We start from the raw sequence: 24241 nt of genomic DNA on the forward strand, positions 1-24241 counted from the left end.
ACATCATTGCCTGATCTGGCGCATTCGCGGGTAAACCCGCTCCCACAGGGAACGCGCAAGCCTCGTTACGCACCTTGTCAGCCTCGCCACCTGGCGCCACACTATCCCCCATGAAAACCCTCACGCCGAGCTACCTCAAGCATCAGTTCCTGATCGCCATGCCGCACATGGCCGATCCGAACTTCGCCCAGACCCTCACGTACATCGTCGAGCACAACGCCCATGGCGCCATGGGCCTGGTGGTCAACCGGCCGCAGGAGCTGAACCTGGCCGACATCCTCGAGCAGCTGCGCCCGGACGAAATGCCACCGGCCAGCACCTTGCAGGTGCCGATCTACCAAGGTGGCCCGGTACAGACCGACCGTGGCTTCGTGCTGCACAGCAGCGAATGCAGTTTCCAGGCCACCGTGGCGCTGGAAGGGCTGTCGCTGACCACCTCGCAGGATATATTGCTTGCCATCGCCGCCGGGGTAGGCCCGAAACAGAGCCTGATCACCCTGGGCTATGCCGGCTGGGAAGCGGGCCAACTGGAAGCGGAGCTTGCCGACAACGCCTGGCTCAACTGCCCGTTCGACCCGGAAATCATCTTCGGCCTGACCAGCGACCTGCGCCTGGAAGCCGCCGCCGCCAGCCTGGGGATCAACCTGAACCTGCTGACCAGCCAGGCGGGCCACGCCTGATGGCCGAACTGCACCCTGAACTGCGTCTGCTGCTGGGCTTCGACTACGGCAGCAAACAGATCGGCGTAGCCGTCGGCCAGGTGGTCACCGGCCAGGCCCGCGAGCTTTGCACCCTGAAGGCACAGAACGGCGTGCCGGATTGGGCCCAGGTGGAAAAGCTGATTGCCGAATGGAAGCCCGACGCCATCGTCGTCGGCCTGCCGCTGAACATGGACGGCACCCCCAGCGAAATGAGCGCCCGCGCAGAAAAGTTCGCCCGCCGCCTGAACGGCCGCTTCAACCTGCCCGTGTACACCCACGACGAACGCCTGACCACCTTCGAGGCCAAGGGCGAGCGCATGGCCCGTGGCGGCCAGCGCGGCAGCTACCGCGACAACCCGGTCGATGCCATCGCCGCCGCCCTGTTGCTGCAAGGCTGGCTGGAGGCCAATACCTGATCATCTTTGCCGCCGGCCCCGCCCGGCGCACCCTTCCGAGGAGCCCGCAATGAGCCTACCCAATCCCGCCGACCTGATTCGGCAGATGGCTGTCGACCTTCGTGCCCACCTGGCGCGCCGGGCAATTACCGAACCGCGCTACATCGGTATCCGCACCGGCGGCGTCTGGGTTGCCCAGGCCCTGCAGGAAGCCATGGGCGACACCAGCCCCATGGGCACTCTGGACGTCTCGTTCTATCGCGACGACTTCAGCCAGAACGGCCTGCACCCGCAAGTGCGCCCGTCCGAGCTGCCGTTCGAGGTCGAGGGCCAGCACCTGGTGCTGGTGGATGACGTGCTGATGAGCGGCCGCACGGTACGCGCCGCGCTCAACGAACTGTTCGATTATGGCCGCCCGGCCAGCGTCACCCTGGTCTGCCTGCTGGACCTGGATGCTGGCGAACTGCCAATCCGCCCGAATGTACTCGGCGCCACCCTGTCGCTGCCCCCCCATGAACGGGTAAAATTGACCGGACCCGCACCGCTCGCCCTCGAGCGCCAGGACCTCGCCTCCGCTTCCGCCCTTTAAGAGTCCCCCGCGATGACGCCAATCGACGCCAAGCGCCCGCTGCAGCTCAATGATCAGGGCCAGCTGCGCCACTTCCTCTCGCTCGACGGTTTGCCCCGCGAACTGCTCACCGAGATCCTCGACACCGCCGACTCCTTCCTGGAAGTCGGTGCCCGGGCCGTGAAGAAGGTCCCGTTGCTGCGCGGCAAGACTGTGTGCAACGTGTTCTTCGAGAACTCCACCCGTACCCGTACCACGTTCGAACTGGCGGCCCAACGCCTGTCGGCCGACGTGATCAGCCTGAACGTGTCGACCTCCTCGACCAGCAAGGGCGAAACCCTGTTCGATACCCTGCGCAACCTCGAAGCCATGGCCGCCGACATGTTCGTGGTGCGCCACTCCGATTCCGGGGCGGCGCACTTCATCGCCGAGCATGTGTGCCCGGAAGTTGCCGTGATCAACGGCGGTGACGGCCGCCACGCGCACCCGACCCAGGGCATGCTCGACATGCTCACCATCCGCCGCCACAAGGGCAGCTTCGAGAACCTGTCGGTGGCCATCGTCGGCGACATCCTGCACTCGCGCGTGGCCCGCTCCGACATGCTGGCGCTCAAAGCGCTGGGCTGCCCGGACATCCGCGTGATCGGCCCGAAAACCCTGATCCCGATCGGTATCGAGCAGTACGGCGTGAAGGTCTACACGGACCTCGCCGAAGGCCTGAAGGACGTCGACGTGGTGATCATGCTGCGCCTGCAGCGTGAGCGCATGGCCGGCGGCCTGCTGCCCAGCGAAGGCGAGTTCTACCGCCTGTTCGGCCTGACCACCGCGCGCCTGGCCGGCGCCAAGCCCGACGCCATCGTCATGCACCCGGGCCCGATCAACCGTGGCGTGGAAATCGAGTCGGCGGTGGCCGACGGCAAGCACTCGGTGATCCTCAACCAGGTCACCTACGGCATCGCCGTGCGCATGGCCGTGCTGTCCATGGCCATGAGCGGGCAGAACGCGCAACGTCAATTCGACCAGGAGAACGCCCAGTGACCATCAGTATTCTCGGCGCCCGGGTCATCGACCCGAACAGCGGCCTGGACCAGGTCACCGACCTGCACCTGGACGGCGGCCGTATTGCCGCCATCGGTGCAGCCCCGGCCGGCTTCAGCGCCAGCCGCAGGATCCAGGCTGATGGCCTGGTCGCCGCACCCGGCCTGGTCGACCTCGGCGTGTCCCTGCGCGAGCCGGGCTACAGCCGCAAAGGCAACATCGCCAGTGAAACCCGCGCCGCCGTCGCCGGCGGTGTCACCAGTCTGTGCTGCCCGCCGCAGACCAAGCCGGTGTTGGACACCTCGGCCGTGGCCGAGCTTATCCTTGACCGCGCCCGCGAGGCCGCCAACAGCAAGGTCTACCCGATCGGCGCCCTGACCAAGGGCCTGGAAGGCGAGCAACTGGCCGAGCTGGTGGCACTGCGCGACACCGGCTGCGTGGCCTTCGGCAATGGCCTGAAGGAAATCCCCAACAACCGTACCCTGGCCCGCGCCCTGGAATACGCCGCCACCTTCGACCTGACCGTGGTGTTCCATTCCCAGGACCGCGACCTGGCCCAAGGCGGCCTGGCTCACGAAGGTGCCATGGCCAGCTTCCTCGGCCTGCCGGGCATTCCGGAAACCGCCGAGACCGTGGCCCTGGCGCGCAATCTGCTGCTGGTGGAACAGACCGGCGTGCGTGCGCACTTCACCCAGATCACCAGCGCCCGTGGCGCACGGCTGATCGAGCAGGCCCAGCAGCTTGGCCTGCCGGTGACCGCCGATGTGGCGCTGTACCAACTGATCCTTACCGACGAGTCGCTGCGTGAGTTCTCCAGCCTGTACCACGTGCAGCCACCGCTGCGCACCGCCGCCGACCGTGACGGCCTGCGTGCGGCGGTGAAGTCGGGCGTGATCCAGGCGATCTCCAGCCATCACCAGCCACACGAGCGCGACGCCAAGCTGGCCCCGTTCGGCGCCACCGAGCCGGGCATCAGCAGTGTCGAACTGCTGTTGCCGCTGGCCATGACCCTGGTGCAGGACGGCCTGCTCGACCTGCCAACCTTGCTGGCCCGCCTGAGCAGCGGCCCGGCGGCGGCCCTGCGCCTGCCGGCCGGCGAGCTGAAAGTGGGAGGCGCGGCCGACCTGGTGCTGTTCGACCCGCAAGCCTCGACCGTGGCCGGCGAGCAGTGGTTCTCCCGCGGTGAGAACTGCCCGTTCATCGGCCACTGCCTGCCGGGTGCGGTGCGTTATACCTTGGTCGATGGGCATGTCTGCCACGAGGCCTGAGTAACCCTCACTGGCCTCATCGCCGGCAAGCCAGCTCCCACAGGAAATCACTGCCCTCAATGCCTGTGATATCCGTGTTGGAGCTGGCTTGCCGGCGATGAGGCCAGTACAGGGGAACACCTACCATTCATCCCCCACGGTTGAAATCCTTCCCCCCACCCCCATATGAGTCTGCATCAGGCACTTTCGCCCCGCTGCGTGGAGACTCTCCCCTTGACCACCATCGTTTCTGTCCGCCGTAACGGCAAAGTCGTCATGGGCGGCGACGGCCAGGTATCCCTCGGCAACACCGTGATGAAAGGCAACGCCAAGAAGGTGCGCCGCCTGTACCACGGCCAGGTCATCGCGGGCTTCGCCGGCGCCACCGCCGATGCGTTCACCCTTTTCGAGCGCTTTGAAGGCCAGCTTGAAAAACATCAGGGCCACCTGGTCCGCGCCGCCGTCGAGCTGGCCAAGGAATGGCGTACCGACCGTTCCCTGAGCCGCCTGGAAGCCATGCTGGCCGTGGCCAACAAGGACGCCTCCCTGATCATCACCGGCAACGGCGATGTGGTCGAACCTGAAGACGGTCTGATCGCCATGGGTTCCGGCGGTGCCTACGCCCAGGCCGCAGCACGCGCCCTGCTGAACAAGACTGACCTCTCGGCCCGTGAAATCGCCGAGACTGCCCTGAACATCGCCGGCGACATCTGCGTGTTCACCAACCACAACCTGACCATCGAGGAGCAGGACCTGGCCGACTGATCAGCTGTTCTGGCGCTCCATCCCGGTGATGGGGCTTTTCCACGCTGAATCATTCTGCCCGAGGACCCTATTGATCATGTCCATGACCCCCCGCGAGATCGTCCACGAACTCAACCGCCACATCATCGGCCAGGACGACGCCAAGCGCGCCGTGGCAATCGCCCTGCGCAACCGCTGGCGGCGCATGCAGCTCCCCGCCGAGCTGCGCGCCGAAGTGACCCCGAAGAACATCCTGATGATCGGCCCAACCGGCGTCGGCAAGACCGAAATCGCCCGCCGCCTGGCCAAGCTGGCCAACGCGCCGTTCCTCAAGGTCGAAGCCACCAAGTTCACCGAAGTGGGCTACGTGGGCCGCGACGTCGAGTCGATCATCCGTGACCTGGCCGATGCCGCGCTGAAGATGCTGCGTGAGCAAGAGATCATCCGCGTGCGCCACCGCGCCGAAGACGCCGCCGAAGACCGCATCCTCGACGCCCTGCTGCCGCAGGCGCGGGTCAGCAGCTTCGCCGAAGAAGCCGCGCAGACCAGCACCGATTCCAACACCCGCCAGCTGTTCCGCAAGCGCCTGCGCGAAGGCCAGCTGGACGACAAGGAAATCGAGATCGAAGTGGCCGATGCCGTGGGCGTCGAAATTGCCGCGCCGCCCGGCATGGAAGAAATGACCAACCAGCTGCAGAGCCTGTTCGCCAACATGGGCAAAGGCAAGCGCAAGGCGCGCAAGCTGAAGGTCAAAGAGGCGCTGAAGATGGTTCGCGATGAAGAAGCGAGCCGCCTGGTCAACGAGGAAGAACTCAAGGCCAAGGCCCTGGAAGCTGTCGAGCAGCACGGCATCGTGTTCATCGACGAAATCGACAAGGTTGCCAAGCGCGGCAACGTTGGCGGCGCCGACGTGTCCCGTGAAGGCGTGCAGCGCGACCTGCTGCCGCTGATCGAAGGCTGCACCGTCAACACCAAGCTGGGCATGGTCAAGACCGACCACATCCTGTTCATTGCCTCGGGTGCGTTCCACCTGAGCAAGCCGAGCGACCTGGTGCCCGAACTGCAAGGCCGCCTGCCGATCCGCGTGGAGCTCAAGGCCCTGACCCCGGAAGACTTCGAGCGCATCCTGCAGGAGCCGCACGCGTCGCTGACCGAACAGTACCAGGCCCTGCTCAAGACCGAAGGCCTGAATATCGAGTTCCTCGCCGACGGTATCAAGCGCCTGGCCGAGATTGCCTACCAGGTGAACGAGAAGACCGAGAACATCGGTGCCCGCCGCCTGCACACCCTGCTCGAGCGTTTGCTCGAAGAGGTGTCGTTCAGCGCTGGCGACCTGGCCAGCACCCATGACGAAGCGCCGATCCAGATCGACGCGGCGTACGTGAACAGCCACCTGGGTGAGCTGGCGCAGAACGAAGACCTATCGCGTTACATCCTGTAAAAAGGGCATCGACTGCTTCGCGGGCACGCCCGCTCCCACAGGATCACCACAGACCCAAAGCATGTGGTGATCCTGTGGGAGCGGGCGTGCCCGCGAAGAGGCCCTTGAATCCCTCGAACATAAGCTGGAAGCTTGCTTCATCAGCTCCCGAGAGATTCCGCCCATGGCCCGCCTGCCCACCGCCATCAACCTGCACAAAGCCTCGAAAACCCTCAGCCTCACCTACGCCCCCGGCGAGGTCTACCACCTGCCCGCCGAATTCCTGCGCGTGCACTCCCCCTCCGCCGAGGTCCAGGGCCACGGCAACCCCATCCTGCAGTTCGGCAAGATCAACGTCGGCCTCAGCGGGCTGGAACCTGCCGGGCAATACGCACTGAAACTGACCTTCGACGACGGCCATGACAGCGGCCTGTTCACCTGGGAGTACCTCGAGCAACTGTGCCTGCGCCAGGAACAGCTGTGGGCCGAGTACCTCGACGAACTGCACAAGGCCGGGAAATCCCGCGACCCCGCCGAGTCGGTGGTCAAACTCATGCTCTAGCGCAAGGCCTTCAGGATTTAGAGCGCATTTTCTAAATTCATTTGTTTGAATACCTTACAGACAGCCCAGTGAAGGGCTGTCTTGCGCATTACATGAAAGTCGGGTAACCAATGGGGGGTGGCAAGTTCCCTGCATCAAATTGCAGGTAGCCAGAACCCTCGCAGCACCGCTGTTCCTTATCACTGGTCACCCGAGTAGCAGTACCGGGCTCAGAACTGTGCACCCGCCACAGCAACCGGTACTCGTCTCAGGACAACGGAGCGTCGTAGATGAGTAACAAGAACAACGATGAGCTGCAGCGGCAGGCCTCGGAAAACACCCTGGGGCTGAACCCGGTCATCGGTATCCGTCGCAAGGACCTGTTGAGCTCGGCACGCACCGTGCTGCGCCAGGCCGTGCGCCAACCGCTGCACAGCGCCAAGCATGTGGCCCACTTTGGCCTGGAGCTGAAGAACGTGCTGCTGGGCAAGTCCAGCCTTGCCCCGGAAAGCGACGACCGTCGCTTCAATGACCCGGCATGGAGCAACAACCCACTTTACCGCCGCTACCTGCAAACCTATCTGGCCTGGCGCAAGGAGCTGCAGGACTGGATCGGCAGCAGTGACCTTTCGCCCCAGGACATCAGCCGTGGCCAGTTCGTCATCAACCTGATGACCGAAGCCATGGCGCCGACCAACACCCTGTCCAACCCGGCAGCGGTCAAACGCTTTTTCGAAACAGGCGGCAAGAGCCTGCTCGATGGCCTTTCCAACCTGGCCAAGGACCTGGTCAACAACGGCGGCATGCCCAGCCAGGTGAACATGGACGCCTTCGAGGTGGGCAAGAACCTGGGCACCAGTGAAGGCGCCGTGGTGTACCGCAACGATGTGCTGGAGCTGATCCAGTACAGCCCCATCACCGAGCAGGTGCATGCCCGCCCGCTGCTGGTGGTGCCGCCGCAAATCAACAAGTTCTACGTATTCGACCTGAGCCCGGAAAAGAGCCTGGCGCGCTACTGCCTGCGCTCGCAGCAGCAGACCTTCATCATCAGCTGGCGCAACCCGACCAAAGCCCAGCGCGAATGGGGCCTGTCCACCTATATCGATGCGCTCAAGGAGGCGGTCGACGCGGTGCTGGCGATTACCGGCAGCAAGGACCTGAACATGCTCGGTGCCTGCTCCGGCGGCATCACCTGCACGGCATTGGTCGGCCACTATGCCGCGCTAGGCGAGAACAAGGTCAATGCCCTGACCCTGCTGGTCAGCGTGCTGGACACCACCATGGACAACCAGGTCGCCCTGTTCGTCGACGAGCAGACCCTGGAGGCCGCCAAGCGCCACTCCTACCAGGCCGGCGTGCTCGAAGGCAGCGAGATGGCCAAGGTGTTCGCCTGGATGCGCCCCAACGACCTGATCTGGAACTACTGGGTCAACAACTACCTGCTCGGCAACGAGCCGCCGGTGTTCGACATCCTGTTCTGGAACAACGACACCACGCGCCTCCCGGCCGCCTTCCATGGCGACCTGATCGAGATGTTCAAGAGCAACCCGCTGACGCGCCCGGACGCCCTGGAAGTGTGCGGCACTCCGATCGATCTGAAACAGGTCAAATGCGACATCTACAGCCTCGCCGGCACCAATGACCACATTACCCCTTGGCAGTCGTGCTACCGCTCGGCGCACCTGTTCGGCGGCAAGATCGAATTCGTGCTGTCCAACAGCGGCCATATCCAGAGCATCCTCAACCCGCCAGGCAACCCCAAGGCGCGCTTCATGACCGGTGCCGATCGCCCAGGTGACCCGGTGGCCTGGCAAGAAAACGCTACCAAGCATGCGGACTCCTGGTGGCTGCACTGGCAAAGCTGGCTGGGCGAACGTGCCGGCGAGCTGAAAAAGGCACCGACCCGTCTGGGCAACCGTGCCTATGCCGCTGGCGAGGCATCCCCGGGCACCTACGTTCACGAGCGTTGAGCTGCAGCGCCGTGGCCCCTGCGGGGCGCCACGGTGTTCATTTCACCCCATGAGTCACGCGCATGCCGCAACCCTATATCTTCAGGACCGTCGAGCTAGACAACCAGTCCATCCGCACCGCCGTCCGCCCGGGCAAGTCGCATCTGACGCCGCTGCTGATCTTCAACGGCATCGGCGCCAACCTGGAGCTGGTGTTTCCGTTCATCGAGGCGCTGGACCCGGACCTGGAAGTCATCGCCTTTGACGTGCCCGGGGTCGGCGGCTCGTCCACGCCGCGCCACCCTTACCGCTTCCCCGGGTTGGCCAAGCTGACGGCACGCATGCTCGACTACCTCGACTACGGCCAGGTCAATGTCATCGGTGTGTCGTGGGGCGGCGCCCTGGCCCAGCAGTTCGCCCACGACTACCCCGAGCGCTGCAAGAAGCTGGTGCTGGCCGCCACTGCCGCCGGTGCGGTGATGGTGCCGGGTAAGCCCAAGGTGCTGTGGATGATGGCCAGCCCGCGGCGCTACGTGCAGCCGTCGCATGTCATCCGCATTGCGCCGACGATCTATGGCGGCGGCTTCCGGCGTGACCCGGACCTGGCCATGCAGCACGCCGCCAAGGTGCGCTCCGGCGGCAAGATGGGCTACTACTGGCAGCTGTTCGCCGGGCTTGGCTGGACCAGCATCCATTGGCTGCACAAGATCCAGCAGCCGACCCTGGTGCTGGCAGGCGACGACGACCCGTTGATCCCGCTGATCAACATGCGCCTGCTGGCCTGGCGAATTCCCAATGCCCAGCTACACATTATCGACGACGGCCATCTGTTCCTGATCACCCGGGCCGAGGCCGTCGCCCCGATCATCATGAAGTTCCTTCAGCAAGAGCGTCAGCGCGCTGTCATGCACCCTCGCCCGGTTTCGGGTGTGTGAAGGCGATTTGGGACCCTGTGGGAGCGGGTTCACCCGCGAAGAATCCAACTCGGTGTATGGCACCGGCTTCGCCGGTGTTCGCGGGTGAACCCGCTCCCACAGAGACCCTGCTAAATCAGTGAATATGTTTAGTCATGAGGCACCAGGTCAGGACGAGGGAGTGTTGCCATGAAAGACAAAACGGCCAAAGGAACGACAACGCTTCCCGCCACCAGCATGAACGTGCAGAACGCCATCCTCGGCCTGCGCGGCCGTGACCTGATTTCCACGCTGCGCAATGTCAGCCGCCAAAGCCTGCGTCATCCGCTGCACACCGCGCATCACCTGTTGGCCCTGGGTGGTCAGCTGGGCAGGGTGATGCTGGGTGACACACCGTTTCAGCCGAACCCGCGCGATCCGCGCTTCAGCGACCCGACATGGAGCCAGAACCCGTTCTACCGGCGCGGCCTGCAAGCCTACCTGGCCTGGCAGAAGCAGACCCGCCTGTGGATCGAGGAAAGCCACCTGGACGACGATGACCGGGCCCGTGCGCACTTCCTGTTCAACCTGATCAACGATGCACTGGCGCCGAGCAACTCGCTGCTCAACCCGCTGGCGGTCAAGGAACTGTTCAACAGCGGTGGCCAGAGCCTGGTACGCGGCGTGGCCCACCTGCTCGATGACCTGCGCCACAACGATGGCCTGCCACGCCAGGTCGACGAGCGCGCCTTCGAAGTGGGCGGCAACCTGGCCGCAACCGCCGGCGCCGTGGTGTTTCGCAACGAGCTGCTGGAGCTGATCCAGTACAAGCCGATGAGCGAAAGGCAGCATGCCAGGCCACTGCTGGTGGTGCCGCCGCAGATCAACAAGTTCTACATCTTCGACCTCAGCCCGACCAACAGCTTTGTCCAGTACATGCTCAAGAGCGGCCTGCAGGTGTTCATGGTGAGCTGGCGCAACCCCGACCCGCGCCACCGCGAATGGGGCCTGTCCAGCTACGTGCAGGCCCTGGAAGAAGCGCTCAACGCCTGCCGCAGCATCAGCGGCAACCGCGACCCCAACCTGATGGGTGCCTGCGCCGGCGGCCTGACCATGGCCGCGCTGCAGGGTCACCTGCAGGCCAAGCACCAACTGCGTCGGGTGCGCAGCGCCACCTACCTGGTCAGCCTTCTGGACAGCAAGTTCGAAAGCCCCGCCAGCCTGTTCGCCGACGAGCAGACCATCGAGGCCGCCAAGCGCCGCTCCTATCAGCGCGGCGTGCTGGATGGCGCCGAGGTGGCGCGGATCTTCGCCTGGATGCGGCCCAACGACCTGATCTGGAACTACTGGGTCAACAACTACCTGCTCGGCAAGACACCACCAGCCTTCGACATCCTGTACTGGAACGCCGACAGCACACGCCTGCCCGCCGCGCTGCATGGCGACCTGCTGGACTTCTTCAAACTCAACCCGCTGACTCACCCAGCCGGCCTGGAGGTATGCGGCACCCCCATCGACCTGCAGAAGGTCGATCTGGACAGTTTCACCGTGGCCGGCAGCAACGACCACATCACCCCGTGGGATGCGGTGTACCGCTCGGCCTTGCTGCTGGGCGGCGACCGTCGCTTCGTGCTGGCCAACAGCGGGCACATCCAGAGCATCATCAACCCGCCCGGCAACCCCAAGGCCTATTACCTGGCCAACCCCAAGCTGTCCAGCGACCCGCGTGCCTGGTTCCACGATGCCAAGCGCAGCGAAGGCAGCTGGTGGCCGTTGTGGCTGGAGTGGATCACCCCGCGCTCCGGCCCGCTCAAGGCACCGCGCAGTGAACTGGGCAATGCCACCTACCCACCGCTGGGCCCTGCGCCGGGCACCTACGTGCTGACCCGATGAGCATGCCGACTGGATGAAGACTCGCGACCGTATCCTCGAATGTGCCCTGCAGCTGTTCAACCAGCAGGGCGAACCGAACGTATCCACCCTGGAAATTGCCAACGAACTGGGCATCAGCCCCGGCAACCTCTACTACCACTTCCACGGCAAGGAGCCGTTGGTGCTGGGGCTGTTCGAGCGCTTTGAAGAAGCGCTGATGCCCTTGCTCGACCCGCCGCTGGAGGTACGCCTGGATGCCGAGGATTACTGGCTGTTCCTGCACCTGATCGTCGAACGCATGGCGCAGTACCGCTTCCTGTTCCAGGACCTGTCGAACCTGACCGGGCGCCTGCCCAAACTGGCTCGCGGCATGCGCAGCCTGATCAACGCGCTCAAGCGCACGCTGGCGGCGTTGCTGGCCAGCCTCAAGGGCCAAGGGTTGGTAGAGAGCGAGACCCAGGCGCTGGGGCAACTGGTGGAGCAGATCACCCTGACACTGATGTTCTCGCTGGATTACCAGCGGGTACTGGGGCGCGAGGGGGATGTGGGGATTGTGGTGTACCAGGTGATGATGCTGGTGGCGCCGCATCTGCAGGCCCAGGCGCGGGGGGCGGCGGAGCAGTTGGCGGTGAGGTATCTGGAGGGGTAAGCCTGACAGAAATGTATTGCAGCAGCCGACGCATTCGCGGGTGAACCCGCTCCCACAGGTACGGTGCAGAGCTTACAAGCGGCGCAGCACCTGTGGGAGCGGGTTTACCCGCGAAGAAGGCGACGCGGTATCAGATCAGGGTACCGGTGCCTGTCGGTGCCGAAGGCGGATTGGTGGCCGGAGCCGCGGTTGGTGCAGGAGCTGCGCTAGCGGCCGGAGCGGCGCTGGCCGCTGGAGCTGCCGGCTTGGCGGCTGCTGGCTTGGCCGGTGCTTTCTTCACTGCAGGCTTCTTCGCCACAGCCGGCTTGGCCGCTGCCGGTTTCGCCGCAGGCTTGGCCGCCGCAGTCTTGGCAGCAGGTTTAGCCGCTGCGGCCTTGGCCGCCGGCTTGGCCGCCGCGGTTTTCGCCGCAGGCTTGGCCGCTGCCGTCTTGGCCAGTGGCTTGGCCGCCGCCTTGCTCGCAGCCGGTTTGGCTGCAGTGCGCGACGAAATCGGGGTAACCGAAGCGCCGGTGAGTTTCTCGATCTGCTTGGTCAGGCTGTCCACCTGCTGGTGCAGGGCCTTGATCTCGTTGCGGCTCGGCACGCCGAGGCGCGAGATGGCGCTGTTCAGGCGCTTGTCGAAGGCCTCTTCGAGTTCGCTCCACTTGCCCAGCGCACGGTCCTTCACGCCCGACACACGCGAAGTGGTCGACGACTTGGCAGTTTCAGCAACATCTTCGGCGGTCTTCTTCGCCTGCTTCTCGGCCTTCTCGCCATCCTTCACCAGCGAGTCGAACAGCTTCGGGCCGTCCTGGTCGATCTTCGAATAGATACCAAGCCCCGCCAGCCAGATCTTGCGGGAGTACTTCTCGATCCCGCCGACCCAGGAGCTGCCTTCTTTCTCGGAATTCTTCTTGCCAGCCATCCTGCTCTCCTTATGGTTTGTGCGCGACGCGCTCGAGCAGCTCGTGCAGCTGTTCAAGCTTGATGGACAACGCCTCAACGTCATGTTTAGACGGAATGCCAAGGCGATTCAAGGCGCGACCTACCCGCGCGTCGAAAGCTTTTTCGATCTTGTCCAGTTGAACTTCGACCTTGCCGCGTACGCGACTGACTTCCTGAGTCGCTTCGTCGAGCTGGTTGTTGGCAGCATCGAGCTCCTTGTCGATGCGCTTCTTGCCACGCTTCTCGACGCCTTCGCCGGCCTTGACCAGCTCATTGAAGTAGTCGGAGCCTTCCTGGCCCACACGCGCATAGGCGCCGATGCCCGCCAGCCAGATCTTGCGCGCGTAGCCGCGCACCTCGCCCAGCGTGCCCGGGGCGTCGTCCTTTTTCTTCACAGTCACTTTGGCCATGCTCTGTACCTCATGCTCATGAGTGGAGGAGAAACCGCCCATGGAGGTTGGGCTTGAGCACAAGGTAGAGAGGGAAATTAGAATCTTCACCCTAAGGTGAACGAGCATGGCCCCGGGAAGGGGTCAGGCCAGGGCTTTGTCCAGCGCCCGCTCGATCTCGCCCTTGATGGTGCCGCTCATCATCGACAGCATCATGCCCAGCTTCAATTCGACGCGGATGCGGTCATCGAAGATGTGCACGCTGCCGTTGGCACCGCTGCGCGCCACGTCGACCCTGTCGCCGTTCCAGGTGGCCTTGAGGTCGTATTCGCGGGTCAGTTTGTCGACCAGCGCTTCAGCCTTGGCACGGGCGGCATCGCGGCCGAGGGAATGTTTGCGTTCGACGCTGATCTGGGTCATGCGGGTGTTCCTGAAGATGAAGACATAATGAGCATTATGCCCGCCCCTGCCCACTGGCACACCCCGCCAAGACAAATCCGCCCGTTCGCCCTAGAATGGCGGTAATTTTTCCCGGTGAAGCGATATGAACGACCAGCGCAAAGGCGACCACGCCGAACCCACCACCCATTTCGGTTACCAGGACGTCCCTGAAAGCCAGAAGGCGAAGAAAGTCGCCGAGGTGTTCCACTCGGTAGCAGCCAAGTACGACCTGATGAACGACGTGCTTTCCGGCGGCATGCACCGCCTGTGGAAGCGCTTCACCATCGAGCTGTCGGGCGTACGCGCCGGCAATCGTGTACTGGACATCGCCGGCGGTACCGGCGACCTGGCCGCCAAGTTCTCGCGGCTGGTCGGCCCGACCGGTCAGGTAGTGCTGGCCGACATCAACGAATCGATGCTCAAGGTCGGCCGTGACCGCCTGCTCGACCGTGGCGTGGCCGGCAACATCGAATTCGTTCAGGCCGACGCCGAGAAGCTGCCATTCCCGGACAACCACTTCGACTGCGTGACCATCGCCTTCGGCCTGCGCAACGTCACCCACAAGGACGAAGCCATCCGCTCGATGCTGCGCGTGCTCAAGCCAGGCGGTCGCCTGCTGGTGCTGGAGTTCTCCAAGCCGACCAACAAGCTGATGTCCAAGGCCTACGACGCCTACTCGTTCGCCTTCATGCCGCTGGCCGGCAAGCTGATCACCAACGACTCGGAGAGCTACCGTTACCTCGCCGAGTCGATCCGCATGCACCCCGATCAGGAAACCCTGAAGGCCATGATGGTCGAGGCCGGTTTCGACCGGGTCACCTACCACAACATGACCAGCGGCATCGTTGCCGTGCATCGGGGGATCAAGCCCTGATGCTGCTGGCCGGGCTGCTCGCCAGCGCCGAACATGGCCTGAACCGCGTCCTGCGCATGGACAGCACGGCCCTGCCGCGGCTGGCCGCGCTGGAGGGCAAGGTCATCGAGATCGACTGCCGCCAGCCAGCCTTGCAGGTGTTCATCCTGCCCGATGAAGAGGGCCTGATGCTCGCCGCCCACTGGCAAGGCGAGGTCGACTGCAGCCTGCGCGCCCCGGCCGGCAGCCTGACGCAACTGGCCCTGGCCAGGGACAAGACCGCCGTGCTGCACAGCCCGCAAGTCGAACTGCATGGCGACAGCGCCGTGTTGCTCGACCTGTTCGGTGTGCTGCAGGACCTGGAGCTGGACTGGGAACACGAACTGCAACGCTGGCTTGGCCCGGTCGCCACGGCGCTGCTGGCCGGCCACATCCGCCTGCGCGCACGCTGGACCCGCCAGGGCCTGGCGCGCTTCAGCCAGAACCTTTCCGAGTACCTGGCCGAAGAGTCCCGCACCCTGGTCGGCAAGCGCGAAGCCGAAGCCGCCTTCAGCGAGCTCGACACCCTGAAGCTCGATACAGAACGCCTCGAGGCGCGCCTCAAGCGCCTCTCCCGATCCCTTGATACCAGCGATAACGCATGAAGCTGCTCGCCGTCCGCCGTCTTTTTCGCATCCAGCGTGTGGTGATCCGCTACCGTCTCGATGACCTGCTGTTCGACCTGCCGCTGCCCTGGTGGCTGATGAGCCTGCGCCTGCTGATGCCGTGGCGCTGGCTGCCGCGCAAGCCGTCCGAGCTCAACCGAGGCGCGCGCCTGCGCCTGGCACTGCAGGACCTGGGGCCGATCTTCATCAAGTTCGGCCAGTTGTTGTCCACCCGCCGCGACCTGCTGCCCAACGACATTGCCGATGAGCTGATGCTGCTGCAGGACCGTGTGCCGCCGTTCGACCCCAAGCAGGCCGTGGCACTGATCGAGGCGCAGCTGGGCGCCCCGGTAACGCAACTGTTCAGCCGCTTCGACGTCGAACCACTGGCCTCGGCCTCGGTGGCCCAGGTGCATGCTGCGCGCCTGAAAAGTGGCGAGGAAGTAGTGGTCAAGGTGGTGCGCCCGGGCCTGAAGCCGGTGATCGCCCAGGACCTGGCCTGGCTGTTCCTGATCGCCAAGGCCGCCGAGCGCGCTTCGGCCGACGCCCGCCGCCTGCACCCGGTGGAAATCGTCGGCGACTACGAAAAAACCATCTACGACGAGCTCGACCTGCTGCGCGAAGCGGCCAACGCCAGCCAGTTGCGGCGCAATTTCGAAGGCTCCGAGCTGATGTACGTGCCCCAGGTGTACTGGGACCTGTGCCGCCCCAAGGTGCTGGTGATGGAGCGCATCTACGGCGTGCCGGTGACCGACATGGCCACCTTGGCCGACCAGCGCACCGACATGAAGCTGCTGGCCGAACGGGGTGTGGAGGTGTTCTTCACCCAGGTGTTCCGCGACAGCTTCTTCCATGCCGACATGCACCCGGGCAACATTTTCGTCAGCACGGTCAAACCATGGAGCCCGCAGTACATCGCCATCGACTGCGGCATCGTCGGCAGCCTGACCGCCGAGGACCAGGACTACCTGGCGCGCAACCTGATCGCTTTCTTCAAGCGTGACTACCGCCGCGTCGCCCAGTTGCACATCGACTCGGGCTGGGTGCCGGCGCACACCAAGGTCAACGAGTTCGAAGCGGCGATCCGTACCGTGTGCGAGCCGATCTTCGAAAAACCGTTAAAGGATATTTCCTTCGGCCAGGTGCTGATGCGCCTGTTCCAGACCGCCAGGCGCTTCAACATGGAAGTGCAGCCGCAGCTGGTATTGCTGCAGAAAACCCTGCTCAACATCGAAGGCCTGGGCCGCCAGTTGTACCCAGACCTGGACCTGTGGAGCACCGCCAAGCCGTTCCTCGAGCGCTGGATGCGCGACCGCATGAGCCCAAAGGCCGTGCTCGGCAACATCCACAGCCAGGTCGAGCAACTGCCGCACCTGGCCGACATGGCCCGCGACCTGCTCGAGCGCCTGTCGCAACCGCACCTGCACGATCCGCAACTGCCGGAGCGGCGCCGCCACGGCGACCGCTGGGCGCTGCGCCTGCTCGGCGCCGGCCTGCTCGGCGGCGGCGCGGTACTGGCCGCTGGTGCCGCCGCGGCCGCCAGCCTGGCCGCCCCTGCCGCCTGGCCGGCCTGGCTGATGCTGGCCGCCGGCCTTTACCTGATCGTGCGCCAATAGCCAGCCGCGCCCATGGCTGGCACACTAGCGCAAAGGGCCCGGCACAGGAGCGGGCCCGCTTTGGAGTCGACGATGAAAGACTGGCTGGACGAGATCAAGTGGAACAGCGAGGGCCTGGTACCGGCGATCGCCCAGGACCACAAGACCGGACGCGTGCTGATGATGGCCTGGATGAACCGCGAATCGCTGGCCCTGACCGCCGCCGAGCAACGCGCCATCTACTGGTCGCGTTCGCGTGGCAAGCTGTGGCGCAAGGGCGAGGAATCCGGGCATGTGCAGAAGCTGCATGAAATGCGCCTGGACTGCGATGCCGACGTGATCATCCTGATGGTCGAGCAACTGGGCCATATCGCCTGCCATACCGGCCGTGAAAGCTGCTTCTACCGCGTCTTCGAAGACGGCCAGTGGAAAACCGTCGACCCGGTCCTGAAAGACCCGGATGCCATCTACAGCGCAGGACACTGACATGAGCGACACCCTGAACCGCCTGGCCGAAGTGCTTGAAGAACGCAAGCAAGCGGCCCCCGACAGCTCCTACGTGGCCAGCCTGTACCACAAGGGCCTGAACAAGATCCTCGAAAAGCTCGGCGAAGAGTCGGTCGAGACGATCATTGCCGCCAAGGATGCCGCGGTCAGCAAGGATTACAGCGATGTCATCTACGAAACCGCCGACCTGTGGTTTCATAGCCTGGTAATGCTCAGCGCGCTGGGCCAGCATCCGCAAGCCGTGCTCGATGAGCTGGAACGCCGCTTCGGGCTTTCCGGGCATGATGAGAAGGCAGCACGAACGCCTTCTGCCTGATGTAATTCAAGTGCGCGGGGCCCCCTCTCTTTTTTGTGGGAGCGGGTTCACCCGCGAAGAATGCGACGCGGTGTATGGCACCGGCTAAGCCGGTGTTCGCGGGTGAACCCGCTCCCACAGGGGCCGCGTTGCCAGAACAATTCGCTTTACCTGTAAATTTCAGGAGTACGAAATGGGTATCTTTGACTGGAAACACTGGATCGTCCTGCTGGTGGTCGTGGTCCTGGTGTTTGGCACCAAGAAGCTGAAGAACTTCGGCAGTGACCTGGGTGAGTCGATCAAGGGCTTCCGCAAGGCCATGAGCGACGAAGAGAACAAGCCGGCCGAGCAGACCCCGCCGCCTGCCCAACCCGTTCCGCCGGTGCAGAACACTGCCCAGCAGAACCAGGGCCACACCATCGAAGGCCAGGCCCAGCCGGTCCAAGAGCCGCAGCGGAAAGATTGACCCATGTTCGGCATCAGTTTCAGCGAGCTGCTGCTCGTCGGCCTGGTCGCCCTGCTGGTGCTCGGCCCCGAGCGCCTGCCCGGTGCCGCGCGCACGGCAGGCCTGTGGATCGGCCGGCTCAAGCGCAGTTTCAACAGCATCAAGATGGAAGTGGAGCGCGAAATCGGCGCCGACGAAATCCGCCGCCAGCTGCACAACGAGCACATCCTGCAGATGGAAGAGGAAGCCAAGCGCATCCTCAACCCGATGACGCCACCGGCGCAGCCGCCTGTCACCACCGCAACCGTTCAGCCCCCCGCCGGGCTCGAAGCCAGGCCGGTCGAGACCGCTGCCGCCCCGGCCACGCCTTCTGAACCGCCTCAACCGCCGCGAGCCCCATGAGCGAAAATCCGGAACACGACCAGCCAATGCCGCTGGTTTCGCACCTGACCGAACTGCGCACCCGCCTGTTGCGCTGCGTTGCCGTCATTTTCCTGATCTTTGCCGGGCTGTTCTCCTTCGCCCAGCAGATCTACACCCTGGTCTCCGCACCGCTGCGCGAGCACTTGCCGGCCAATGCGACGATGATCGCCACCGACGTGGCCTCGCCGTTCCTCACGCCGTTCAAGCTGACCATGATCGTCTCGCTGTTCCTGGCGATTCCGTTCATCCTCCAGCAGATCTGGGGCTTCATCGCACCCGGGCTGTACCGCCATGAAAAGCGCATCGCCATTCCGCTGTTGGTGTCGAGCATCTTCCTGTTCTACGCCGGCATGGCCTTCGCCTATTTCCTGGTGTTCCCGCTGATCTTCGGCTTCTTCGCCAGCGCCACGCCGGAAGGCGTGTCGATGATGACCGACATCGCCAGCTACCTCGACTTCGTGATGACGCTGTTCTTCGCCTTTGGCGTAGCCTTCGAAATCCCGGTGGCGGTGGTGCTGCTGGTATGGATCGGCGTGGTCGACGTGAAGTACCTGAAGAAGATTCGCCCCTACGTGATCATCGGCTGCTTCGTGGTCGGCATGGTCCTTACCCCGCCGGACATCTTCTCCCAGACCCTGCTGGCCGTACCCATGTGGCTGCTGTTCGAGATCGGCGTGCTGTGCGGCAGCCTGATCCGCAAGCGCAGCGCCCACGACGAAACCGCCAACGACCACAACGACCAGCCACCAGCGACCCAACCGTGAACCTGTTGCTCCTTGAAGAGGCCGACTTCGTCTCGGCCGTCCGCGTCGTCCTCGCAGATCGGCGCTTCACCCACATGCAGGATATCCACCGTGTGGCGGTGGGCGACAACCTGCGCGTTGGCCGTATCAACGGCCTGATGGGCAAGGCCACGGTGCTGCGCCTGGAAAAGCACGAAGCCGAACTGGAAGTCGCCTTTGACCAGCAGCCACCGGCCAAGCTGCCGCTGACCCTGGTGCTGGCCGTACCTCGGCCAAAAATGCTGCGCCGGCTTTTCCAGACCGTGGCCACCCTTGGCGTGCCGCGATTGATCCTGCTGAACAGCTACAAGGTCGAGAAAAGCTTCTGGCAAACACCGTTCCTGCACCCGGACAGCGTTCGCGAGAACCTCATCCTGGGCCTGGAACAAGCCCGCGACACCGTGCTGCCCGAAGTGATCATCGAGAAGCGCTTCAAACCGTTCGTCGAAGACCGCCTGCCGGCCATCGCCGCAGGCACCCTGGGCCTGGTCGGGCACCCCGGCCCCTACCCCGCCTGCCCGCGCGCCGTGGAACAGCCCGTGACCCTGGCCATCGGCCCGGAGGGCGGCTGGATCCCTTACGAAGTCGATCTGCTGGGCAAGGCTGGCCTGGCACCCGTGCAGCTGGGAGACCGCATTTTGCGGGTCGAGACTGCGGTGACAGCACTGCTATCACGAATTTTCTGACACATAAGTCAACTTTCAGCCATAAAGTTTCCCTCCCCCAGGCCGATTGTCTTGGCAACACAACAATTAATCGTGGTGCCAAGCCGCCGGGGAGTCGTACATGTATCAATGGTTCGCCCACTCATTGGGCAATGTGAGTGTCAATCGCAAACTGGGGCTAGGCTTCGGCCTGGTACTGCTGTTGACCCTGGCCATCACCCTGGCCGGCTGGCACGGCATGGACAGCATCATCAACCGTGGCGACAAGCTGGGAAACATCTCTGTCATCCTGCAGTACACCCAGGAACTGCGCATCGCCCGCCAGCATTACCAGCGCCAGCCTGACGAAGCCTCGGTGGCAGAGTTGGAAAAGGCACTGGGCAACCTCGAACGCCAAGTGCAGTTTATGCTCGGGCAGATCGAGCAGCCCGTTGACAGACAGCGCCTTGAGCAGCAGCGCGAGGCCGTGCGCGGCTACCAGCAGGCATTCAACGACCTGAAACAGGCCGGCCAGCGCCGCGAGGCCAGCCGCGCCGTACTTGGCGACACTGCCGATAAGGCCGCGGAGCTGATTGGCCGGGTGCAACGCGGCCTGCTGCAGGGAGGCGATATCAGCCAGTACCAGCACGCAGTGGAAGTCAGCGCCCTTTTGCAGCAGGCGCGCTTCCAGGTACGCGGCTACACCTACAGCGGCAACGCCGACTATCAGCAAACGGCGCTGAAAGCTATCGACCAGGCCTTGGCCGAACTGCGCGCGCTACCGGCCAAAGTGCCGGCGGAGCATGCTGCCAGCCTGGACGATGCCACCACCGCCCTGGCAGGCTACCGCGACGCGGTCACCCAGTTCGGCAGTGCCCAGGTCGCCAGTGAGCAGGCCCTGCAGAGCATGGTCGAGCACGGCACGGTACTGCTGCAGACCAGCCAGGCGATGACCACCTCACAAACCGCTGTGCGCGACGCCGGGGCGGCCCAGGCCAAGACCGTGCTCGCCGTGGCCACCGTGCTGGCGCTGGCTCTCGGCCTGCTGGCGGCCTGGGCCATCACCCGGCAGATTATCGTCCCGCTGCGCCAGACCTTGCACGCCGCCGAGCGCGTGGCCAGTGGCGACCTGACCCTGAGCCTGCAGGTACAACGTCGCGATGAACTGGGCCAGTTGCAGGCCAGCATGCAGCGCATGACCCAGGGCCTGCGCGAACTGATCAGCGGTATCGGTGATGGTGTCACGCAGATCGCCAGTGCTGCCGAGGAGCTGTCGGCGGTGACCGAGCAGACCAGTGCCGGAGTCAACAACCAGAAGGTCGAGACCGATCAGGTAGCAACCGCCATGAACCAGATGACCGCCACCGTGCATGAGGTGGCGCGCAATGCCGAGCAGGCCTCGGAAGCTGCGTTGATGGCCGACCAGCAAGCCCGCGAAGGCGACCGTGTGGTGGGCGAGGCGGTGGCGCAGATCGAGCGCCTGGCCGGCGAAGTGGTCAATTCCAGCGAAGCGATGAACCAGCTCAAGGCCGAAAGCGACAAGATCGGCAGCGTGCTCGACGTGATCAAGTCGGTGGCCCAGCAGACCAACCTGCTGGCCCTCAACGCGGCGATCGAGGCGGCCCGGGCCGGCGAGGCCGGGCGTGGCTTTGCCGTGGTGGCCGATGAGGTGCGCAGCCTGGCGCAGCGCACCCAGCAATCGACCGAAGAGATCGAAGAGCTGATTGCCGGCCTGCAGAGCGGCACCCAGCGTGTGGCCAGCGTGATGGACAGCAGCCGCCAGTTGACCGACAGCAGCGTCGAACTGACCCGCCGCGCCGGCAGCTCGCTGGAAACCATCACCCGGACGGTATCGTCGATCCAGGCCATGAACCAGCAGATTGCCACGGCAGCGGAAGAACAGACGGCCGTGGCAGAAGAGATCAACCGCAGCGTGATGAACGTGCGGGATATTTCTGACCAGACCTCGGCGGCCAGTGAAGAGACGGCCAGTTCCAGCGTGGAGCTGGCGCGGTTGGGTACCCACCTGCAAGGGTTGGTGGGGCGGTTCAGGCTCTAGGCTGATGTGTAGGTCGCCTGTACTGGCCTCTTCGCGGGTAAACCCGCTCCCACAGGTACCGCACAGTTCTCAAAATCTGTGCAGTACCTGTGGGAGCGGGTTCACCCGCGAAGAGGCCGGCGCAGGTGGAATATTCCTACCTGTTGAAGTGAAATTTCCTACCTGATTATCAGGTCAAGTCCTACAGCTCCGCTGCCGATTGGCAAAGGTGTGATGCCAGCAATACGCCTGCATCCTCGCCCCCAATCGCACGGAGATTCCTCATGCTCGGCTACCTCAACCGCAAGCTCGGCAACATCAGTGTCGCCGCCAAGCTCGCCCTCGGCTTTGCCGTAGTCCTGCTGCTTACCCTGGCCACTACCGTCAGTGGCTGGCGTGCACTGGATGACGCCATTGTGCGCTCGCAGCAACTCAGCGAAATCGGCCTGATCAACGACCTGACCAAAGACTTGCGCGCAGAGCGCATCACTTACCGCGTACTCAACGACAACGCCAGCAGAACGCGGATAGCCAACATTCTCGAACAGCTCAACAGCATGCTGAGTACCTTGCAACAACGTAGCAGCGTGGATGAATCCCGGCAGATGCTGACCGAAAAGCTGGCGTTGCTGCAGCGCCTGCGCGGCGATTTCAGCGAGCTGGAGAATACTGTCGCCAAGCGTATCGCCCTGCGTCAGGCCATGCAGGCCCATGAGCAGAAGCTCACCGAAGTAATCGACGATCTCCAGACCCAGGCCTTGCTGAGGATGCCTGCCGACAGCCAGCAAAGCGGTGTGCTGGGGCTGATGGACACACTTAGCCGACATATCGACGGTGCCAACCAGCAGAGCCTGGTTCCGGCCTACACCTTCTCCCCTGTGGAAAGCTTCGCCAAGGTCGGCGACAGCTCCCTGGATGCCGCCGCCAGCAGCCTTGCGCAACTGCTCAAAGGCCTTGCTCCACTTGGCTTGCCGCTTGCGCTCACCCAGCAGCCTGGGGAGCAGCTGGCCAAGTACCGCGCCAGCCTGGATGAGTATCGTCGGGCTGCGGTGCGTGTCGAACAGCTGCAAAACAATATGGAGAACATGGGCAACGAGCTGCGTGCGGTAAGCCTGGAACTTGGCAAACGCAAGATCGAGCAGCGCGACAGGGAGGCCCTTGAGGCCCGCTCACTGCTGACCACTGTAGCCCTGCTGGCGTTGGCCGTAGGCGTCCTGTCGGGCTGGCTGATCACTTTGCAAATCACCCAGCCGCTGCGCCAGACCCTGGCCGTGGCCGGGCGCATCGCCAAGGGCGACCTGAGCCAGGTCGAACCGGTGCAACGCCGCGACGAGATGGGCCAGTTGCAAACCAGCATGCGCGAAATGACCTTGAGCCTGCGCGAGCTGATCGGTGGCATCGACCAGGGCGTCAGCCACCTGTCACAGGCCGCCACACAGCTGGCGGCCAGCAGCGAAGATACCAAGCTGCGTATCAACCAGCAGCGCGAGGAAACAGATCAGGTCGCCACGGCCATGAACCAGATGAGCGCCACCGTGCAGGAAGTGGCGCAGAACGCCGAACAGGCCTCGCTGGCGGCGACCAACGCCGACCAGCAGGCGCAGATCGGCGACCAAGTGGTGGCCGAAGCTATTGGCCGTATCGAACAGCTGGCCGGGCAGATGGACCATTGCCTGGCGGCCATGCAGCACCTGGCGGGCGAGAGCCAGCGCATTGGCAGCATCCTCGATGTGATCAAGTCAGTGTCCGAGCAGACCAACCTGCTGGCCCTGAACGCGGCGATCGAAGCGGCACGGGCGGGTGAAGCCGGGCGTGGTTTTGCCGTGGTGGCCGATGAAGTGCGCGGTTTGGCCCAGCGCACCTCGACGGCGACCGAGGAAATCGGCCAACTGATCGACAGCCTGCACAACGGCACCGACGAAGTGACCCGCCTGCTGGACAACAGCAAGAGCCTGACCGAGCAGAGCGTGGAACTGAGTCGCAAGGCAGGCCAGGCCCTGAGTCAGATAACTGACACCGTGTCGAACATCCAGGGCATGAACCAGCAGATCGCCACGGCCAGCGAAGAGCAGAGCGTGGTCGCCGAGCAGATCAATCGCAGTGTGCTGAATGTGCGCGATGTGTCGGATCAGACCAGTGCGGCCAGTGAGCAAACGGCGGCTTCGAACGGGGAACTGGAGCAGTTGGGGCAGCAGTTGCGGGGGATGGTGGGGCGATTCAACATCTGAAACCGAGTCGCCCTCT

25 protein-coding genes and 4 pseudogenes are annotated in these 24241 nt (G+C 64.2%); 25 read left to right on the forward strand and 4 right to left on the reverse strand.

Annotated features, from left to right (window positions below; translation table 11 throughout):
* Nucleotides 1-110: 110 nt before the first annotated feature.
* The 12 genes from M1D87_RS24205 (at nt 111) to M1D87_RS24260 (ending at nt 12017) form a co-directional block, all read left to right on the forward strand.
* Entirely contained in the window at nt 111-680 is a 570-nt protein-coding gene (locus M1D87_RS24205; RefSeq protein ID WP_015272081.1) for a YqgE/AlgH family protein, read from the forward strand.
* The gene (ruvX, locus tag M1D87_RS24210; RefSeq protein WP_123084787.1) at nt 680-1117 is read left to right on the forward strand and encodes a Holliday junction resolvase RuvX; all 438 of its coding nucleotides are present in this window, start codon (nt 680-682) and stop codon (nt 1115-1117) included. The genes M1D87_RS24205 and ruvX overlap by 1 nt, the downstream gene beginning before the upstream one ends.
* 49 nt (nt 1118-1166) lie before the next feature.
* The gene (gene pyrR, locus M1D87_RS24215) at nt 1167-1685 is read left to right on the forward strand and encodes a bifunctional pyr operon transcriptional regulator/uracil phosphoribosyltransferase PyrR (RefSeq protein WP_015272082.1); all 519 of its coding nucleotides are present in this window, start codon (nt 1167-1169) and stop codon (nt 1683-1685) included.
* Nucleotides 1686-1697: 12 nt separating this feature from the next.
* Entirely contained in the window at nt 1698-2702 is a 1005-nt protein-coding gene (locus M1D87_RS24220) for an aspartate carbamoyltransferase catalytic subunit (protein ID WP_003257774.1), read from the forward strand.
* Nucleotides 2699-3970 carry a dihydroorotase gene (locus M1D87_RS24225; protein WP_123084788.1) on the forward strand — a complete coding sequence of 424 codons (1272 nt, stop codon included), beginning with the start codon at nt 2699-2701 and terminating at the stop codon, nt 3968-3970. Before M1D87_RS24220 ends, M1D87_RS24225 begins: the two co-directional genes overlap by 4 nt.
* Before the next feature lie 213 nt (nt 3971-4183).
* The gene (gene hslV / locus M1D87_RS24230) at nt 4184-4714 is read left to right on the forward strand and encodes an ATP-dependent protease subunit HslV (RefSeq protein WP_003249309.1); all 531 of its coding nucleotides are present in this window, start codon (nt 4184-4186) and stop codon (nt 4712-4714) included.
* 76 nt (nt 4715-4790) lie between these two features.
* Entirely contained in the window at nt 4791-6134 is a 1344-nt protein-coding gene (gene hslU, locus M1D87_RS24235; protein ID WP_015272084.1) for an ATP-dependent protease ATPase subunit HslU, read from the forward strand.
* 163 nt (nt 6135-6297) lie between these two features.
* Entirely contained in the window at nt 6298-6675 is a 378-nt protein-coding gene (locus M1D87_RS24240) for a gamma-butyrobetaine hydroxylase family protein (RefSeq protein ID WP_003249306.1), read from the forward strand.
* A gap of 269 nt (nt 6676-6944) precedes the next feature.
* Complete coding sequence (phaC, locus tag M1D87_RS24245) at nt 6945-8624, forward strand: class II poly(R)-hydroxyalkanoic acid synthase (RefSeq protein ID WP_015272085.1); 1680 nt, start codon at nt 6945-6947, stop codon at nt 8622-8624.
* A 62-nt stretch (nt 8625-8686) separates the two neighbouring features.
* Nucleotides 8687-9538: a poly(3-hydroxyalkanoate) depolymerase gene (gene phaZ / locus M1D87_RS24250; protein ID WP_015272086.1), complete on the forward strand. Its 852-nt coding sequence runs from the start codon at nt 8687-8689 to the stop codon at nt 9536-9538.
* Nucleotides 9539-9706: 168 nt separating this feature from the next.
* Nucleotides 9707-11389: a class II poly(R)-hydroxyalkanoic acid synthase gene (gene phaC / locus M1D87_RS24255; protein ID WP_039612490.1), complete on the forward strand. Its 1683-nt coding sequence runs from the start codon at nt 9707-9709 to the stop codon at nt 11387-11389.
* A gap of 13 nt (nt 11390-11402) precedes the next feature.
* Nucleotides 11403-12017 carry a TetR/AcrR family transcriptional regulator gene (locus tag M1D87_RS24260; protein WP_025340913.1) on the forward strand — a complete coding sequence of 205 codons (615 nt, stop codon included), beginning with the start codon at nt 11403-11405 and terminating at the stop codon, nt 12015-12017.
* A 166-nt stretch (nt 12018-12183) separates the two neighbouring features.
* On the opposite strand, the pseudogene M1D87_RS24265 reads toward M1D87_RS24260, so the two are convergent.
* The 4 genes and pseudogenes from M1D87_RS24265 to M1D87_RS24280 form a co-directional block, all read right to left on the reverse strand.
* Nucleotides 12184-12495, reverse strand: a pseudogene (locus tag M1D87_RS24265) (hypothetical protein); the annotation flags it as partial.
* 87 nt (nt 12496-12582) lie between these two features.
* Nucleotides 12583-13005: pseudogene (locus tag M1D87_RS24270) on the reverse strand (phasin family protein); the annotation flags it as partial.
* On the reverse strand, nt 12932-13351 hold the full coding sequence (locus tag M1D87_RS24275; RefSeq protein WP_061550444.1) for a phasin family protein: 420 nt from the start codon (nt 13349-13351) through the stop codon (nt 12932-12934). The pseudogene M1D87_RS24270 and the gene M1D87_RS24275, both read right to left, overlap by 74 nt.
* Nucleotides 13352-13474: 123 nt before the next feature.
* Nucleotides 13475-13750 (reverse strand): polyhydroxyalkanoic acid system family protein, encoded by a 276-nt coding sequence (locus M1D87_RS24280; RefSeq protein ID WP_015272091.1) that lies wholly within the window; start codon nt 13748-13750, stop codon nt 13475-13477.
* A gap of 124 nt (nt 13751-13874) precedes the next feature.
* Between M1D87_RS24280 and ubiE the strand changes: the two genes are divergently transcribed.
* The 13 genes and pseudogenes from ubiE to M1D87_RS24345 all read left to right on the forward strand — a co-directional run bounded on the left by ubiE (nt 13875) and on the right by M1D87_RS24345 (nt 24225).
* Nucleotides 13875-14645, forward strand: coding sequence for a bifunctional demethylmenaquinone methyltransferase/2-methoxy-6-polyprenyl-1,4-benzoquinol methylase UbiE (gene ubiE, locus M1D87_RS24285; protein ID WP_013974541.1), 771 nt, complete (start codon nt 13875-13877; stop codon nt 14643-14645).
* A complete protein-coding gene (locus tag M1D87_RS24290) occupies nt 14645-15268 on the forward strand; it encodes a ubiquinone biosynthesis accessory factor UbiJ (RefSeq protein WP_039612493.1) in 624 nt (207 codons plus the stop codon). The genes ubiE and M1D87_RS24290 overlap by 1 nt, the downstream gene beginning before the upstream one ends.
* A complete protein-coding gene (gene ubiB / locus M1D87_RS24295; protein WP_061550445.1) occupies nt 15265-16884 on the forward strand; it encodes a ubiquinone biosynthesis regulatory protein kinase UbiB in 1620 nt (539 codons plus the stop codon). The genes M1D87_RS24290 and ubiB overlap by 4 nt, the downstream gene beginning before the upstream one ends.
* A gap of 72 nt (nt 16885-16956) precedes the next feature.
* Nucleotides 16957-17349 (forward strand): phosphoribosyl-AMP cyclohydrolase, encoded by a 393-nt coding sequence (hisI, locus tag M1D87_RS24300; RefSeq protein ID WP_013974544.1) that lies wholly within the window; start codon nt 16957-16959, stop codon nt 17347-17349.
* 1 nt (nt 17350) lies between these two features.
* The gene (locus M1D87_RS24305; protein WP_046613456.1) at nt 17351-17686 is read left to right on the forward strand and encodes a phosphoribosyl-ATP diphosphatase; all 336 of its coding nucleotides are present in this window, start codon (nt 17351-17353) and stop codon (nt 17684-17686) included.
* Between the two features lie 172 nt (nt 17687-17858).
* A complete protein-coding gene (locus M1D87_RS24310) occupies nt 17859-18131 on the forward strand; it encodes a twin-arginine translocase TatA/TatE family subunit (protein WP_003259853.1) in 273 nt (90 codons plus the stop codon).
* A gap of 3 nt (nt 18132-18134) precedes the next feature.
* Nucleotides 18135-18512, forward strand: a complete 378-nt coding sequence (gene tatB, locus M1D87_RS24315; RefSeq protein ID WP_003259854.1) for a Sec-independent protein translocase protein TatB — start codon at nt 18135-18137, stop codon at nt 18510-18512.
* Nucleotides 18509-19297 carry a twin-arginine translocase subunit TatC gene (tatC, locus tag M1D87_RS24320; protein WP_013974546.1) on the forward strand — a complete coding sequence of 263 codons (789 nt, stop codon included), beginning with the start codon at nt 18509-18511 and terminating at the stop codon, nt 19295-19297. Before tatB ends, tatC begins: the two co-directional genes overlap by 4 nt.
* Nucleotides 19294-20001, forward strand: coding sequence for a 16S rRNA (uracil(1498)-N(3))-methyltransferase (locus M1D87_RS24325; protein WP_123085586.1), 708 nt, complete (start codon nt 19294-19296; stop codon nt 19999-20001). The genes tatC and M1D87_RS24325 overlap by 4 nt, the downstream gene beginning before the upstream one ends.
* Nucleotides 20002-20218: 217 nt before the next feature.
* Nucleotides 20219-21115 (forward strand): annotated as a pseudogene (locus M1D87_RS24330) (methyl-accepting chemotaxis protein); the annotation flags it as partial.
* 198 nt (nt 21116-21313) lie between these two features.
* Nucleotides 21314-22018: a methyl-accepting chemotaxis protein gene (locus M1D87_RS24335; RefSeq protein WP_406822301.1), complete on the forward strand. Its 705-nt coding sequence runs from the start codon at nt 21314-21316 to the stop codon at nt 22016-22018.
* Nucleotides 22019-22281: 263 nt separating this feature from the next.
* Nucleotides 22282-23322: pseudogene (locus tag M1D87_RS24340) on the forward strand (methyl-accepting chemotaxis protein); the annotation flags it as partial.
* Nucleotides 23323-23520: 198 nt separating this feature from the next.
* Nucleotides 23521-24225 carry a methyl-accepting chemotaxis protein gene (locus tag M1D87_RS24345; protein ID WP_421091519.1) on the forward strand — a complete coding sequence of 235 codons (705 nt, stop codon included), beginning with the start codon at nt 23521-23523 and terminating at the stop codon, nt 24223-24225.
* Nucleotides 24226-24241 lie beyond the last annotated feature (16 nt).

The sequence above is a fragment of the Pseudomonas sp. SA233 genome (assembly GCF_054792385.1).